Raw genomic sequence first — 14503 nt, 5'->3', positions numbered from 1 at the left:
CAGAAACAGGTAATCGGATGACTTCCATTGACGACTCGCCGGTCCGCGACCCCGACGTGCTGCGAGCGGACATGGTCCGCGCGCTGCGCGACCAGGACGGCATCAGGAGCGAGCCGGTCGCCGCCGCCTTCGCCGCGGTGCCCCGTCACCTGTTCGCGCCGGACGCGCCGGTGGAGATCGCCTACGACCTGCACCGCACCGTACCGGTCAAGAAGGATGAGAACGGCCTGGAGCTCAGCGTCATGTCTGCAGCCCACCTGCAGGCTGTGATGTTGGAGCAGGCCGGCGTCGAGCCCGGCATGAAGGCGCTGGAAGTCGGCTCCGGCGGCGTCAACGCCGCCTACCTGCAGGAACTCGTCGGCAAGCAGGGCGAGGTCACCACCGTCGACATCGACCGCGACGTGATCGACCAGGCCCGGCGGTGCCTGGACGACGCCGGATACCCGCAGGTGCGTACGGTCCTCGCGGACGGCGAGGGCCGAGTCCCCGAGGGCGCCCCCTACGACGTGATCATCGTGACCGCGGCAGCCTGGGACATCCCCCCGCCGTGGATCGACGGCCTGACGCCGGCCGGGCGCCTCGTCGTCCCGCTGACGGTCTGCGGCACGACCCGCTCGATCGCCTTCGACCGCGACGGCACCGGCCTGGTCAGCCGCTCCTACAGCCTGGCCCGGTTCGTGCCCATGCAGGGCGAAGGGGTCGCCGAGGAACGCAAGGTGATGCTGCGCGAGGGCGTCGCCGTGCAGAGCGACGACGCGCGGGTACCGCTCGACGCCCAGGCGCTGAACCGCGCGCTGGACACGCCCCGCCTGGAGCGCTGGTCCGGGGAGGCGTACGACCTGCCCGACGAGCTGGAGCTCTACCTCACCATCAACCTGTCGAGCCCGGCCCGCCTGCACGCCGCCAACGACGTGGTGGAGCGCGGCCTGGTGGAGGCGTCCGCGCTGTTCGGGGTGCCCGCCCTGGTGAGCGAGGACAGCTTCGCCTACCGCACCCGCCGCGAGAACGCGGACACCGGCGGCTTCGAGAGCGGAGTGGTCGCCCACGGGCCCGGCGCCGAAGCGCTCGCCGACGAGTACGTCACGCTGCTTCGCCGCTGGGCTCGTGACCACCGCCGCCGGGGGGCTGCGACGTTCCGCTACCTGCCCGGCCCCGCGCCCGCCCCCTGCCCGGCAACGCCGTCCTGCGACGCCACGGTGTCGTCACGGCGACCTGGCACTGAGACTCCCGGGCCCCGACCCGGGGCCCGGGTGCGCCATCAACCGATCTGCCAAGGAGGCATGCATGACCGTGCAGTTGGAGGGCCCCATCGCGCCCTCGCAGGCGGCCGACGAGCAGCACGACCTGAGCGGCTTCGACCTCGACATCACCATCGTCGAGGGCGGCCCCGCCGCGGACCAGCTCATCCGCCTGACGAACGACGGCTGCAACTCGACGTGCGCGACCGCGTGCGTCAGCTGCCCGTAATCGGGCAGTCCATCGAGGTGCCCGGCCGCGCCCCGAGCGCGGCCGGGCACCGCACGGCGACAGGAGGGGGCTCATGTATCGCCACATCGACGCGGCACTGGTTCGAGCAGCCGCCTGGCACCTCGATCACCAGATGCCCTGGCCGGACCTCGTCAGCGAGCGAGCGGACACGGCATCGTGGCGGGCGTGGCTGCAACAGGTGTGGAAGATCCCGAACTTCGCGGTCGCCGTCACGGCTGCCAGCGCGGACCTCGCGCGCCGGGTGGAGCAGATCTGCACCGATCGACCGGTCCCGACCGCCGACGTTCGGCGGACGGTGCTCGCGATTCTGCGCTACCTGCTGCGCGCCCGCACCCGCGCCACCCCGTTCGGCTTGTTCGCCGGCATCGCCCCCGCGCGCATCGACACCACGACCACACTGCGCGTGGGCACCGAGCACCACGCCACCGCCAGAGCCGATTCGGCGTGCAGCACGGCCCTGATCGACCGGTTCGAACAGCATCCGATGCTGAGGGCCCACCTGATGCTGACCATCTCCACCCTCGCCGTGGAGCGCGACGGTCACGTGGTGATCGAGCACCGCCCGAGCGGAACCGCCGAGGTGGGACCACAGCACGTGCGCGTGCGCCTGACCGCGCCGGTCCGCGAAGCACTCAAGAGCGCACGAACGCCGATCCGGCAGAGCGACCTCGCCACGAAACTGGCCGCCGCCTTCCCGAACGCGCCGTCCGCCGCGATTGACAAGCTCATCTCGGGCCTGGTCGAGCAGCGGATCCTGGTAACCAGCCTGCGCCCCGCGATGACGGTCGCCGACCCCCTCGCTGCCCTCTACAGCCACCTGCCGCACCTCGCTCCCGGCGAGGCGGACGAGATACGTCAGACGCCCAGGCGCGTGGTCGACCTGCGGGTGGACTGGGAGTTGACCATCCCCGAGGTGGTGGCCGCCGAGGCGGCTGCGGCGGCGCGGGCGCTTACCCGCCTCGCTCCCCGAGCGGCCCTGACCGGCTGGGCCGAATGGCACGGCCGCTTCCTGGAGCGGTACGGGCCGCAGGCGACCGTCCCCGTTCTGGACGCCATCGACGCACTCGGGTACCCGCCCGGCTTCCTCGGCGCCACCACCGCGCCGACGCCCTCCCCGCTGCCCGAGCGCGACGGCCGACTCATCAAACTCGCCCACGCCGCAGGCATGCAGCGCCGCCTGGAGGTCGAGCTCGACTACGCCGCGCTGGAGGAGCTCGCCACCGCACACCCCGACCACCCGGTGCAGCCGAGCACCGAACTGACGGTGCGCATCCACGCAACCAGCCTTCCTGCCGTCCAGGGCGGCGAGTTCACTCTGCACGTCGTCGGGGTGGCGCGCTCGGCCGGCGCCACTGCCGGCCGCTTCCTGAGCCTGCTGGACGACGCCGACCGCGACCGCATGACCAAGGCATACGCAGATCTGCCCGCAGTACACCAGGGCGCGCTCCTCGCACAGATCAGCTCCCCGCCGCTGTCCGCCCGCGCCGAGAACGTCGCCCGCGCCCCGCAGGCAGCCGATCTGGTCATCTCGCTTGGCGACTACCACCGCCCGGGGGCCAATCTGGTTCCCGTGACGGACCTTGCGGTCACCGCCGATGCCGAACGACTGCACCTGGTCTCGCTCTCCCGCAACCGGCCGGTGCACACTTTGCTCCTCAACGCCGTGGACCTGGGCCACCACTCCCATCCACTGGCCCATTTCCTGGCGGAGGCGCCCGTCGCGCTGGCCGTCCCCTGTACCGGGTTCCTGTGGGGCACCGCCGCCTCCCATCTGCCGTTCCTGCCCGCCCTCCGCTACCGGCGCACGATCCTGTCCCCGGCCCGCTGGCTCCTCACCCGCGACAACTTCCTTGCCACGCAGGCATCGTGGCCGCAGTGGGACGAGGCTCTGACCCGGTGGCGCCGTGACGTACACCTGCCTGAGCGGGTGTACCTGAGCGAAGCCGACCAGCGCATCGCCCTGGACCTCGCCGAGTCCTCGCACCGGGCCGTGCTGCGCGCGCACGTGGAGCGCAACGGCACGGTAGTGCTGCACCCCGCTCCCGAACCCGAAGACCTGGGCTGGACCGGCGGGCGGGCGCACGAAGTGGTCATCCCCCTGGCTGTCGACCAGAACAAAGCCCCGGTCCGAACGCGAGGCCACGTCGTGAGCCGGGAGCACGGCCACCTGCCCGGGTGCGACAACCGCATCCAGCTTCATTTGCACGGGCACCGCGAGCGTCAGGATCCGATCCTGACGCGGCACCTGCCAGCCCTGCTGGACGAACTGGGCTCCCCCCGTTGGTGGTTCGTCCGCTACCACAACTCCGGCGACCACCTCCGCCTCCGCCTGGTCTGTGAGCCCGGGGCGCTCGGCATCGTCTTCGAGTCCCTCGGCGAGTGGGCCCGGCACCTGCGCCGCCTGAGCCTGATCACCCATGCCAGCGTGGAGACCTACCTCCCGGAGACCGCGCGGTTCGGCGGCTCCGCCGCGATCGAGGCAGCTGAGCGGTTCTTCGCCGCCGACTCCATCGCCGTTGTCGCCCAACTCGCCGCCGTAGGCACGGTCGACGCGGGTGCGGTGACCGCCGCGAGCATGGTCGACATCGCCACGGGCCTGCTCGGTGACAGCGCCGCAGCGATGCACTGGCTCATCGAGTACACCCGCACCAGCCCCATCGCCCCGGACCGCGCCGTCTACCGCCAAGCCGTCGACCTGGTGAACAGCCGGCAGACGGCCCTGGGTGAACAGGTCGCCACGGCCTGGTCCGCGCGACGCGAAGCAGTGACCGCCTACCGGCGCGCGCTCCTGGCTGGGGACACGCGCCCCGAGGACCTGCTGCCTGACCTGCTTCACCTCCACCAGACCCGGATGCGCGGGCCGGACCTGGCCGAGGAACGAAGGCACTTGCACCTGGCCAGGGCTGCCGCCCTGAGCTGGACGGCACAACCACGGAGGACACCGTGACCACGACAGCTTCGGTCGCTTCCACCGCGCTGGCGGCAGCCGACCGGCTCGCCCGGTCGCTGGCCGACCCGAGCACCGTGTGGCCGCTCGGCCGGCCAGACGGCGGCCGGTCCTGGCCGCAATCGCTGGCCGGAGGGGCCGCGGGCATCGCCCTGCTGCACATCGAGCGCGCCCGCACCGGCCACGGAGACTGGGACACTGCGCACACCTGGATCCTCGCCGCCCTTGACGGCGACATCAGCGCGGCGGCCAACGCCAGCCTGTACTTCGGCGCGCCGGCACTTGCCTTCATCACGTCCCTCGCGGCAAGCGCATCGAGCCGGTACCAGCGTGTCCTGGAACGCCTGGACGCAGCGACTGTGGCGGTCACCCGCAATCGCCTGGCCGCAGCCCACCATCGAATCGACCACGCCCAGCGGCCCCCCATGGAAGAGTTCGACCTGATCCAGGGCCTCTCCGGGCTGGGCGCCTACCACCTCAGCCGACACCCCGACCACGAGATCACCCGAGACGTGCTCGCCTACCTCGTCCGCCTGACCCGGCCGATGCCCGACCCGAGCGGGCTGCCACCTTGGTGGATGGACGTAGCCCCGACCGGCATACCCCACTCCGACTACCCCGGCGGCCACGGCAACTTCGGCACCGCCCACGGCATCAGCTCCACCCTGGCCGTGCTGTCCAAGGCACTGCTCCACGGCCTGACCGTGCCCGGCACGGCCGACGCGGTCGAGCGGATCTGCTCCTGGACCGACCACTGGCGCCAAGGCGGCGAGACGGGCCCCTGGTGGCCGGGCCAGCTCGCCATCGAGCAGACAGTGGACAACCACCTTGACCTGGCGCTTCGCCCCCGGCCGTCCTGGTGCTACGGCGTCAGCGGAACCGCCCGCGCACAACAGCTGGCCGGGCTCGCACTCGGCGACCCGAAGCGCGTGAGCGACGCCGAGAACGCGGTCCTCGCGGCTTTGCGTGACCCACTGCAGCTGGCCAAGCTCCCCGAGATCGGCTTGTGCCACGGCACGGCCGGCCTGCTGCACTCCTCCTGGCGGATGGCCACCACCACCGGGAACCGGGCCATCGCCGCGGAACTGCCGCACCTGGCCGACCGCCTGGTCACCGCGCTCCACCGGAACTGCCACGATCCGGAACTCCTCGACGGAGCCGCCGGGGTGGTGCTCGCCCTGCACACCCTCGGCATGGGCAGTACGCCCGCACCCCACTGGGACACCTTCCTCGCCCTCGCATGAACCCCGGAGGCACACGCATGGACCAACTCCCTTGGCGCCAGGCCGACGTCACCTTCCGCGACTGGGAATCCGCCGAAACCACCGCCCCGGACCACCTTGCCCCGCTCCTTCGCATCGCCGAGAACGAAGGTGCCATCACCGCGTGGTTCGTCATCCGCAAGAGGCCCTGCTGGCGCGTGCGCTACCGGCCCGGCGCAGACGGGCGCGACCACGTCGCACACGGGCTCGACCAGATGACGGCCGACAGGCGCATCACGGGCTGGACGCAGAGTGTCTACGAGCCCGAGGTCCACGCCTTCGGCGGCACCGAAGCCATGGACATCGCACACCGGCTCTTCCACCGCGACAGCTGCGGCCTCACCGACTTTCTGGCGAGCCGGGCCGCCACCCACCGCCGCGAGACCTCCCTCCTCCTCTGCAACCTCATGCTGCGCTCCGCCGGGCTGGACTGGTACGAGCAGGGCGACGTGTGGGCCCGAGTCGCCGCCCACCGTGCCCAGCCCGCCGGCACCGCAGCGGGCGGCCACGACCAGCTGCAGACCGCTGTTCACCGCCTGCTCTCGGTGGACCCGCACTACGCTCTGCGACCAAATGGGCCGCTCGCCGGCGCCGCCGGGTGGGCGCGCGCCTACATCGACGCCGGGGAGGAGGTGGCCGAGCTCCAAGCCACCGGGCAGCTCCACCGCGGTCTGCGCGACGTCCTGGCCCACCACGTGATCTTCGCCTGGAACCGGATCGGCCTGCCCTACGCGGCCCAGGCCGCGCTCACCGCCGCAGCCAAGACCGTCATCTTCGGCCCGGACCCCACCACCGAGCCCGAGAGGAGCGCCGCAGACCGTGTGGAGACTCCCTGACACCATCGCCCAGCGCTTTCCCCTCCTCGCCCGTCCGCGACCGGCCTGCCTCCCCCTGCTCCAACGTGTCCAGGCCCTGATCCAACTCGCAAACGCCGCAGCCGAGCAGGGCGATCCGAGCACCGCCTCGACCGTCTTCAATCGAGCTGCCTTGGTCGCCTCCGACATCGGTGACGCCGCTACTGCCCGCGCGATGTGCCGCCGACACGCCGCTGCCTACCTGCATGCCGCCCCGCTGCCCGCCAGCGCTGCGATCCGAGCCCTCGAACCCCTCGTCAACCTCGCGCGCCTCCAACTCCGCGCCGGCCAAGCCGATCAAGGCCGCCAGCACCTCCTGGCGCTGTTCGACGCCGTCTCCAGCGCCGCCCCCACCGAGGTCGAGGGAATCGCCGTCCCCGCAGACCTCGTCGCAGACGCGGCCGACCGCCACACCGTCCGCGCGTGGTTGTGGACCGTCGTACTCGCGGACGGCACCCGCGCCCTGACCGCAGTCGGCCGCTGGGCGGAAGCACTCACCCACGTCCAGACGCACCACGGCATCGGACAACGCATGCTCGACGGCCGACAGGTCGCCGTCCTCGCGGCCCTCACCAGCGGAAACCGCCTCCACGCCAGCACGCTCCTGGCCGAGGCTACCCCCGAAGAGCCATGGGAGGAAGCCGTCGCAGAGTGCCTGGTCCTACTGTGTCGCCGCGTGTCGGGCCAGCCCTGGCGCCGCGCCCTGCAGGGCCTGGCGGCCACCTACCTCGAACGCCCCGACGAAGACGGAATGGCCCTTTTCGACACGAGACTGGGGCTCGTCCTCCTGGACGTGGCCGCTTCGGACAACGACCCGATCGCACGCCAGGTTGTCACGGAGCTGCACCGCCGGACGATGAAGGCCACCGACGGCTATGCGGCTCGGGAAGCCCTTGCCCACCCGCTGTTCACCGCCTTGGCCACCGACCGGCAGACGCAGGACTGCCGGGCTCTCCTCCGCGCCTGCTCCCTCGGAGCCGGGACGCTCCCCACCGACCTGGGCTACCACCTCACGGCCGCGCTCCACACCAGTGATCGCGTCATCCGCCGCAGCGTCGGCCGGCAGGTTTCTACCGGCCAGTGCGCCCCGGGGCCCGGAGGTATCCACGCTCAGCGACCATGAGAGTGGCCAGAGCGGCTCGGCCACCCGACATCCACGCGCAACCCACGACGGCCACCGAGCACGGCTCCATCGAAAAACGACAGACCATGAATGTGATCAAGGCCGCTGGCGTCAACACGGCTTGTGTACCTGGTCGTTGTGGTACGTTCCGTGGTCCAACAGAAAATAGGCGACCCCGGCGATGCGGCAAACATCCCGGGGTCCGGCACCAGGAGAAGCAACTCCCGATGCGCGTCCATCGTACCGAACACGTACGTAACTTCACCGTGCTGCCCAACTGCATGCTGCAGTACCGGCAGCTGTCCTACACGGCCCGCGGCCTGCTCGCGGACCTCCTCTCCCGCCCCGACGGCTGGCGCGAGGACGGTCGGCACATGGCCGACACCAGCCCGCAGGGCCGCAGCGCGATCCGCAAGGCCCTGAAGGAGCTGACCGTCGCCGGGTACTACCGGGTCGAGAAGATCCGCATGCCGGACGGCACGATCATCACCGAGACCCACGTCTACGACACCCCGCAGCTGGCGCTGCCGGGTGTCACCCGTCCGGTCTCCGGTGAAGCGACCACCGGCGGTGCTGACGCCCTTATAAAGGACCGGCACAAAGGAACCTCCCTCCCCGCCGAGCAGGCCGAAGAGCCGGTCGATGCTGCCGAGCCGCAGGCGAGGGTGGAAGGGCGGGAGGAGTACCCCAACAAGGACGTCGATCGGGAGCCCCCGGCGGTCCCGGACGAGCAGGTCAGCGAGGCGGTCGCCACGCTCTTCCGGGTGATCCGCCCCGAGCCGCGCCTGCGGGTCGGCCAAGCCGAAGCCGAGGAACTCGCACCCCTCGTCGCCCAGTGGCTGGAGCGCGGCGCGACCCAAGCCGACCTCGCCCAGGCCCTGCTGCCCGGGTTGCCCGTCCCGATGCACTCGGCGGTCGCGGTGCTCCGCTACCGCCTGGAGCACAAGATGCCACCCGTCCAGCCCGCCGTACGGCCCGCAGCGGCCCGGTACGCCGAATGCGCCAAGTGCCACGACCCGATACCCCAGACCGGCATCTGCCGCCCCTGTGCGGGCCTCACAGCCCGAACCATCACGGTCGGCGGGGGAGCGGACGTAGCGACCGCAGGTGCCGCACGTGTCCGAGCTGCCCTGCGCTCCGCGATGACCGGACGGGGGCGTGCACACGTCGCTACCTGACGCACACGTGCCCGGCGCACCGCCAGCGCGTCCGACTAGGGTCGGTGACATGCGTCTGAGTACCGTGATCCTTCCCATTCACCGATGGGCCGAGGGACAGAAGATCTGGCGACGGGCCGAGGAACTCGGCTTCCACGCCGCCTACACCTACGACCACCTCTCCTGGCGGTCGTTCCGGGACGAGCCGTGGTTCGGATCGATTCCGACGCTGACCGCAGCGGCCACGGCCACCGAGCGGCTCCGCCTGGGCACCCTCGTAACGTCGCCGAACTTTCGCCACCCCGTGACGCTGGCGAAGGAGCTGATCACGCTGGACGACGTGTCCGGCGGGCGGGTCACGCTGGGGATCGGGGCCGGTGGGACGGGCTTCGACGCGACGGCGATGGGGCAGGAGGCGTGGTCGCCGAAGGAGCGGGCCGACCGGTTCGGGGAGTTCCTGCCGCTGCTGGACGAGCTGCTGAGGAACGACGCCACCACGCGTGAGGGAACGCACTACTCGGCCGTCGAGGCGCGGAACATCCCCGGCTGCGTGCAGGCCCCGCGGGTGCCGTTCTACGTCGCGGCCGCCGGGCCGCGCGGGATGCGGCTGGCCGCCGAGTACGGACAGGGCTGGGTGACATACGGGGACCCGAAGGGGCCCGCGGACGTACCGGTGGAGCAGGCGCCCGGGGTGATCGCCGCGCAGATCGAGAAGCTGGCGGCGGCCTGCGAGGCGAAGGGCCGGGACGTCGCGACGCTGGAGAAGATGCTGCTCCAGGGCTCGACGGCGGAGAAGCCGCTGGAGTCGGTGGACGCCTTCGTCGACTGGGCGGGCACGTACCGGCAGCTGGGGATCACCGAGTTGGTGATCCACTGGCCCGTCCCGGACTCGATCTTCGCCAACAACCTCGCCGTCTTCGAGAGGATCGCCACCGAGGGCCTCGCCCAACTCGGCTGAGCCAGACCCCGCTCCCCGTGGTTCGCGCCGCCGACCCACGCGGAGCAATCTGTCCGCCAGTGGCCGATCGGCCACTGGCGGACAGGTGTCGACTCAGCCGTCACGTCCCCGAGTGACCACGAGATCCGTTCCGTCGAGCGTCGCACCGACTGGCGACTCAGCCCACTTGGCGAGGAGGTCCGCGTTCTGCTCGGAGGTCCAGGCCGCCGCCGTCAGCGTCGGCAGCGAGCCGAACCACGGCTCGTCCTGGAAGGAACGCCGGCTCAGGTGGTCGTAGGTGTACGCGTGTGGAAGACGAGCTCCTCGGCCCGTCGCCAGATCTTCTGCCCTCGCCCCACCGGTGGATGGGCAGGATAACGGCACTCAAGCGCACGCGGTGACGATACGCGGGCGGATCGGCGGGACTTCGAACCGCCCACAAGTCGGCACGAGCAGGTCCGCTAGCGTGGCGCCATGGGCACGTTGAGCAGGCGAGAACTGGCCGCGCTGGTCGAGGAAGCGACGGTCGACACCTACGACGAGCACGAGGAACGGTCGGCTCTGTTCACCGCCGTCGAGGAGAACCTGGCGGTGCCGTTCAGCACCTCGGCGCTGGGCGTCGAGGTGACCGTACGCGGCATCGACCTCTCACCGGACGGAAGGATCGTCGCCCTGTGCACCCGCGGCAAGTTCCGGCAGGCGATCGGGCTCCTGGACCTTCCGTTGCCGGACCCGGCGCCGGACGGAGCGGAATGGGTCGAGGCGTACCGCTACTACTGGGCGCAGTGAGCGTCGGAACCTTCAAGATCGAGAGGGCCTGCATGGCTGTCGTGGTACGGAACGAGGATGAGGCGTCGTTGCGAGACCTGATCGAGCGAAGCTCCGAACTGAAGGGTGAACTCGTCGCCTTCGCCCAGAGCGCGCGCTTCGACCGGTGGTTGACGCCCCTCCTCCAGGAGGCCGCCGGGCTCCAGCGGCAGTTGGAGGAAGGCCATGCGATCCGGATCATCGACGACTTCATCCTGCGGTACCGCCTGCCGGACGGTTCGACCGTGGTGGACCGGTTCGTCGCCGGACGACGGGGCTTGACCGAGGCGGATCGGGAGATGTTGCTCGGCTGGCGTGACCCGGTCGAGGGCCTCTTCGAGATCCGGCGCAAGGACGGGGAGGCCGTCGTCCTGCTGAACCTGATCGACGACCTCGAGTACCGCACGTACTCGAACGTCGGGCGGGCGGCCTTCCGCGGAGTGTCCAAGGGGGGATTCCTGCACACCTGCCTGGTGCCCGTCCATTCGGTCGACGGGGCGTGGCTGATCTCCGGAATGATGTCGTCCTACCCGAAGTCCAGCGCCACCGAGATCGCCCGGGCCGCACTCCAACTGGCCACCAGTCACCCATCGTTGGTCTTCCGCAACCCCGAGAAGATCGAGCAGGGATGGGAATCGATGCGGGAGGACCGGGCCGCGTTCATCGAGTTCTGCGGCAGCGACGAACTGGTCCTTCCCCCTGCCGAAGTCGAGGACCGGCTCAACGCCTACTACCGGCACCGGCAGGAAGCCGCCGTCGCCGAGCATCCCGACCGGGCCCGGGGCAGGCGGCTGCCCGGCCTGGACTTCCCAGCCTTCGCACTACCGCGAGGACTCGCGGAATCGGACACAGTCGGCGTCATCTACGACGAAGTCGACGGGCTCAACTTCTACCCGGACTACGGGATGCTGCGGGACCTCTTCGCCGATCGGGCCCTCGCGGGCCGCAGGCATTACCAGGACGTGCTGCGCATGTACTTGCGCGAGGAGTCGATCGCGCCACTGCCGATCCACCGCTTGGCCGACGCCCACCCGGAGACGGTCGACGCGGTGTTCCGGAAGTTGCTGCGGAAGCCCGGATTCACCTGGAGCGAGCACGGTGAGGAGCTACTCCGCCGACGCAAGGCCTGGTATTACGAACAGGAGCCCCGCCCGGGCGTCTCCGTGATCGGCGAGCGCCTCAGCGAGCTCGCCGCTGGCACCGGACGGCAGAAGTTCACCAGGGCGCGGCGTGTACCGCGTCGACCCGACCATCCGTAGTCGCGAACGCGGGCTTTCGAGGATCAGTAGCGCCCCGTGTTCGGCATGGCCTTCTCCGCCGGCTCGGTGATCGCCTGTGCTTTCGGCAGATCTCCCCTGACCGCCTCGGGAATGACCGGCGGAGCTCCTGTCTCTGGCGCGTCCCCGTTCGAGTGAACTCCTGGCGGGCGTGCCGACTGTAGGAGACCCTGAAGTAGTGAGGGTGCGCTGCCGGCGCACGGTCGGTGAGCCCGACGAGTGGACCGTCGTCAGCGTCGACGCGGATTCAACGCCACAGCCAGCTCAGCAGGGTCGTCGCCGTGAACACCGTGCCCGACGCCAGACAGACCGCGCGCGGGGTCAGCCACCCGGGGCCTTCCGGGGGCCGGGGCTGCGGGACCGGAGCCAGGAGCGCGTCTGCGAAGGCCTGGGCGGTCTGCGGTCGGTCCGCCGGCTCGACGGACATCGCGGTCCGTAGCAACAGGGCGACGTTCGGCGGGATCTCCGCTCCGGCCGGGAGCGCCGGCAGCGTCGAGGCGGTCGGCTGGTCGGCCATCAGGGCTGTGGCGCGTCCGCCCGGGCCGAACGGCTTCTGCCCGGTCAGCAGCTCGTAGGCCACGACGGCCAACGCGTACACGTCGGCCCTCCCGTCGAACCCGCCGGTCTGGAAGGCCTGTTCCGGTGCCATGTACGCGGGCGTGCCCGTGGTCACCGTCAGCCCGGACGCGTCGGCCAGGTTCTTCGCGCTGCCCAGATCGGCCACCAGCACCGCGGCGGGCGCGGGGCCGTCGGCGAGCAGCAGGTTGGACGGCTTGACGTCGCGGTGCACCACGCCCGCCTCGTGCAGGACCTGGACCGCGTAGCCCGCCTCCGCGGCCAGCCGCAGCGCCTCCTGCGGGTCGCACCGCCCGACCCGGTCCGCCAGGGTGCCGCCGCGTACGTAGTCCATGACGAAGTAGGGCCGGTCCTCCTGCACCCCGACGTCGTGCACCCGGACCACCCGCGGGCTGGCGATCCGGCGCAGCAGCCTCGCCTCCGCCAGGAACCGCTCGCGCACATCGGCGTTGGCGGCCCAGTTCTCGGCCAGCACCTTCACCGCGACCTCGGTGTCGAGCTCCGGATCGTAGGCCTTCCAGACCGTCGCGAAGGAGCCGGCTCCGAGCCGCTCCAGGAGGAGGTAACGGCCGAGCTTGCGCATGTGGCAGCATTCTGCCGGAGTCGGGGGGAGCGCGGAACTCCCGTTCGACGGGCGGGATGCCGGGCGGGACGGAACGGGGGGATCCGGGTGTTCGAGGAAGGCGAGCTGGAACGGCTCGTGACGGCCGCTCAGGCGGGGAACCCGGGGGCGACGGAGCACCTGCTGGCCAAGCTGCGGCCGGTGGTGCTGCGCCGATGCTCGCGCTTCCTGCCCCACCACGCCGACGCGGAGGAGGCCGCGCAGGACGCGCTGCTGTCCATCAGCACGCACCTGGGCGGGTACGGCGGTCGCGGCTCCTTCCTGGGCTGGGTGACGGTGATCGCCTCCAACGCCGCCCGGTCCACCTACCGCTCGATGCGCCGGCGCGCCGAGGACAGCCACGCCGACCTCCCCGAGTCCGTCGACCCGCGCACCACCAGCGTCATCGCCGGGACCCGGCTCGACCTGATGGAGGCGCTGGCCGCACTGGAGCGGCAGCACCCCACCCTGGTGGAGGCCTTCGTGCTGCGCGACCTGGGCGACCTGACCTACGTCCAGGTGGCCGAGGCGCTGGGCGTTCCGTTGGGCACGGTCAAGGACCGTATCCACCAGGCCCGCCGCTTCATGCGCGAGCGCCTGGTCACCGGTCTGTGAACGGCGGTCCTCCGGCGGGCGGCGGCCGCGTCGTCGTCCGGCCCCGGTCCGCCGTCGCCGCCCTGGTGGCGGCCGCCGCGCTCGGGCTGGCGACCGGCCACTTCGTCCTGCCACCGCCGCCCGGCGGGGCGTCCCAGGGCGCGTCCGCTCTCCCGACGCCCGGCACGTCCGTCCCGACGCCCGAGTCCTCGGCCTCCGGCTCCGGCCCCGCCTCGCCGACCGGTGCGACCGGGCCGGTGACGACCGCGAACCTGCTGGGACCGGCGGCGTTCGGCCCGGACGTCGACCCCGGGCGGATCCACGTCACCGACCGGTACGGCGACGGGTCCTACGCCAACGCGGCCTGCTCCGGCGAGAAGACCCTCACGCAGACCCTGGGCGGGCCCGGTGCCCACTTCCGCGGACTGATGACCAGCACCCGTACCTCGCCGGACGACCCCACGTGGACCGCCGCCGGCATCGCCGACCAGGTCGCCCGCGAGGTCGCCGCCGAGGCCCGGAGCCCTTCCCTGGCGCAGAACGCCGCCGACCGCCTGCTGCTGGAGGAGGTGCCCTGCCAGGAGGCGACGCCAGGGCACTGGGTCTACGGAAGGACCACGACGGTGCGGCTCGCCCCGGACGTCACCGCGAGCTGGATGGGCAGCTACCAGGGAGACCTCAACACCACCGGTACGGCGCCCGAGGGCAAGGAGCCCTGCGGCGGCATCGCCGTGCTGCGCAGCGGCAACCACTACGCGGTGCTGGAGGTCCACGCCTGCCTGGGGACGGCCGCGATGGACCGCGTGGTCAGGACCGCTCTGTCACAGCTGTGAAACAGCGGGTCGGGGCTCCAACTTTCCCTTCCCCGGCGGCATCTCCC

12 protein-coding genes and 2 pseudogenes are annotated in these 14503 nt (G+C 71.4%); 12 read left to right on the top strand and 2 right to left on the bottom strand.

The features are described 5' to 3' along the window. Positions 1 to 17 precede the first annotated feature (17 nt). The 8 genes and pseudogenes from fxlM to ACWDBB_RS03240 form a co-directional block, all read left to right on the top strand. Positions 18 to 1106 (top strand): annotated as a pseudogene (gene fxlM, locus ACWDBB_RS03275) (methyltransferase, FxLD system); the annotation flags it as partial. A gap of 178 nt (positions 1107 to 1284) precedes the next feature. Continuing rightward, positions 1285 to 1467 carry an FxLD family lanthipeptide gene (locus ACWDBB_RS03270; protein ID WP_402414273.1) on the top strand — a complete coding sequence of 61 codons (183 nt, stop codon included), beginning with the start codon at positions 1285 to 1287 and terminating at the stop codon, positions 1465 to 1467. 73 nt (positions 1468 to 1540) lie between these two features. Next, positions 1541 to 4435 carry a lantibiotic dehydratase gene (locus ACWDBB_RS03265; RefSeq protein WP_449787985.1) on the top strand — a complete coding sequence of 965 codons (2895 nt, stop codon included), beginning with the start codon at positions 1541 to 1543 and terminating at the stop codon, positions 4433 to 4435. Further along, positions 4432 to 5679, top strand: coding sequence for a lanthionine synthetase C family protein (locus tag ACWDBB_RS03260; RefSeq protein WP_449787984.1), 1248 nt, complete (start codon positions 4432 to 4434; stop codon positions 5677 to 5679). The genes ACWDBB_RS03265 and ACWDBB_RS03260 overlap by 4 nt, the downstream gene beginning before the upstream one ends. 17 nt (positions 5680 to 5696) lie before the next feature. Beyond that, positions 5697 to 6533 (top strand): thiopeptide-type bacteriocin biosynthesis protein, encoded by an 837-nt coding sequence (locus tag ACWDBB_RS03255; RefSeq protein WP_449787983.1) that lies wholly within the window; start codon positions 5697 to 5699, stop codon positions 6531 to 6533. Then, positions 6517 to 7674, top strand: coding sequence for a hypothetical protein (locus ACWDBB_RS03250; protein ID WP_449787982.1), 1158 nt, complete (start codon positions 6517 to 6519; stop codon positions 7672 to 7674). The genes ACWDBB_RS03255 and ACWDBB_RS03250 overlap by 17 nt, the downstream gene beginning before the upstream one ends. Positions 7675 to 7901: 227 nt before the next feature. Beyond that, positions 7902 to 8852: a hypothetical protein gene (locus ACWDBB_RS03245; protein WP_449787981.1), complete on the top strand. Its 951-nt coding sequence runs from the start codon at positions 7902 to 7904 to the stop codon at positions 8850 to 8852. A gap of 49 nt (positions 8853 to 8901) precedes the next feature. Then, the gene (locus ACWDBB_RS03240) at positions 8902 to 9789 is read left to right on the top strand and encodes an LLM class flavin-dependent oxidoreductase (RefSeq protein ID WP_449787980.1); all 888 of its coding nucleotides are present in this window, start codon (positions 8902 to 8904) and stop codon (positions 9787 to 9789) included. 186 nt (positions 9790 to 9975) lie between these two features. Here the strand turns inward: ACWDBB_RS03240 and ACWDBB_RS03235 are convergent. After that, positions 9976 to 10162: pseudogene (locus tag ACWDBB_RS03235) on the bottom strand (LLM class flavin-dependent oxidoreductase); the annotation flags it as partial. An 80-nt stretch (positions 10163 to 10242) separates the two neighbouring features. Between ACWDBB_RS03235 and ACWDBB_RS03230 the strand changes: the two are divergent. Then, entirely contained in the window at positions 10243 to 10557 is a 315-nt protein-coding gene (locus ACWDBB_RS03230) for a hypothetical protein (RefSeq protein ID WP_449787979.1), read from the top strand. Between the two features lie 68 nt (positions 10558 to 10625). Next, the gene (locus tag ACWDBB_RS03225; protein ID WP_449787978.1) at positions 10626 to 11834 is read left to right on the top strand and encodes a hypothetical protein; all 1209 of its coding nucleotides are present in this window, start codon (positions 10626 to 10628) and stop codon (positions 11832 to 11834) included. A gap of 265 nt (positions 11835 to 12099) precedes the next feature. Here the strand turns inward: ACWDBB_RS03225 and ACWDBB_RS03220 are convergent, their stop codons facing one another. After that, positions 12100 to 13011 (bottom strand): serine/threonine-protein kinase, encoded by a 912-nt coding sequence (locus ACWDBB_RS03220; protein WP_449787977.1) that lies wholly within the window; start codon positions 13009 to 13011, stop codon positions 12100 to 12102. Positions 13012 to 13098: 87 nt separating this feature from the next. Between ACWDBB_RS03220 and ACWDBB_RS03215 the strand changes: the two genes are divergently transcribed. Further along, positions 13099 to 13644, top strand: coding sequence for an RNA polymerase sigma factor (locus ACWDBB_RS03215; protein ID WP_449787976.1), 546 nt, complete (start codon positions 13099 to 13101; stop codon positions 13642 to 13644). Further along, positions 13641 to 14456, top strand: a complete 816-nt coding sequence (locus ACWDBB_RS03210) for a hypothetical protein (protein ID WP_449787975.1) — start codon at positions 13641 to 13643, stop codon at positions 14454 to 14456. The genes ACWDBB_RS03215 and ACWDBB_RS03210 overlap by 4 nt, the downstream gene beginning before the upstream one ends. Positions 14457 to 14503 lie beyond the last annotated feature (47 nt).

Source organism: Kitasatospora sp. NPDC001095 (assembly GCF_053598615.1).
The sequence above is the reverse complement of the archived record's forward strand: the minus strand, read 5'-3'. Positions and strand labels throughout refer to the sequence as shown.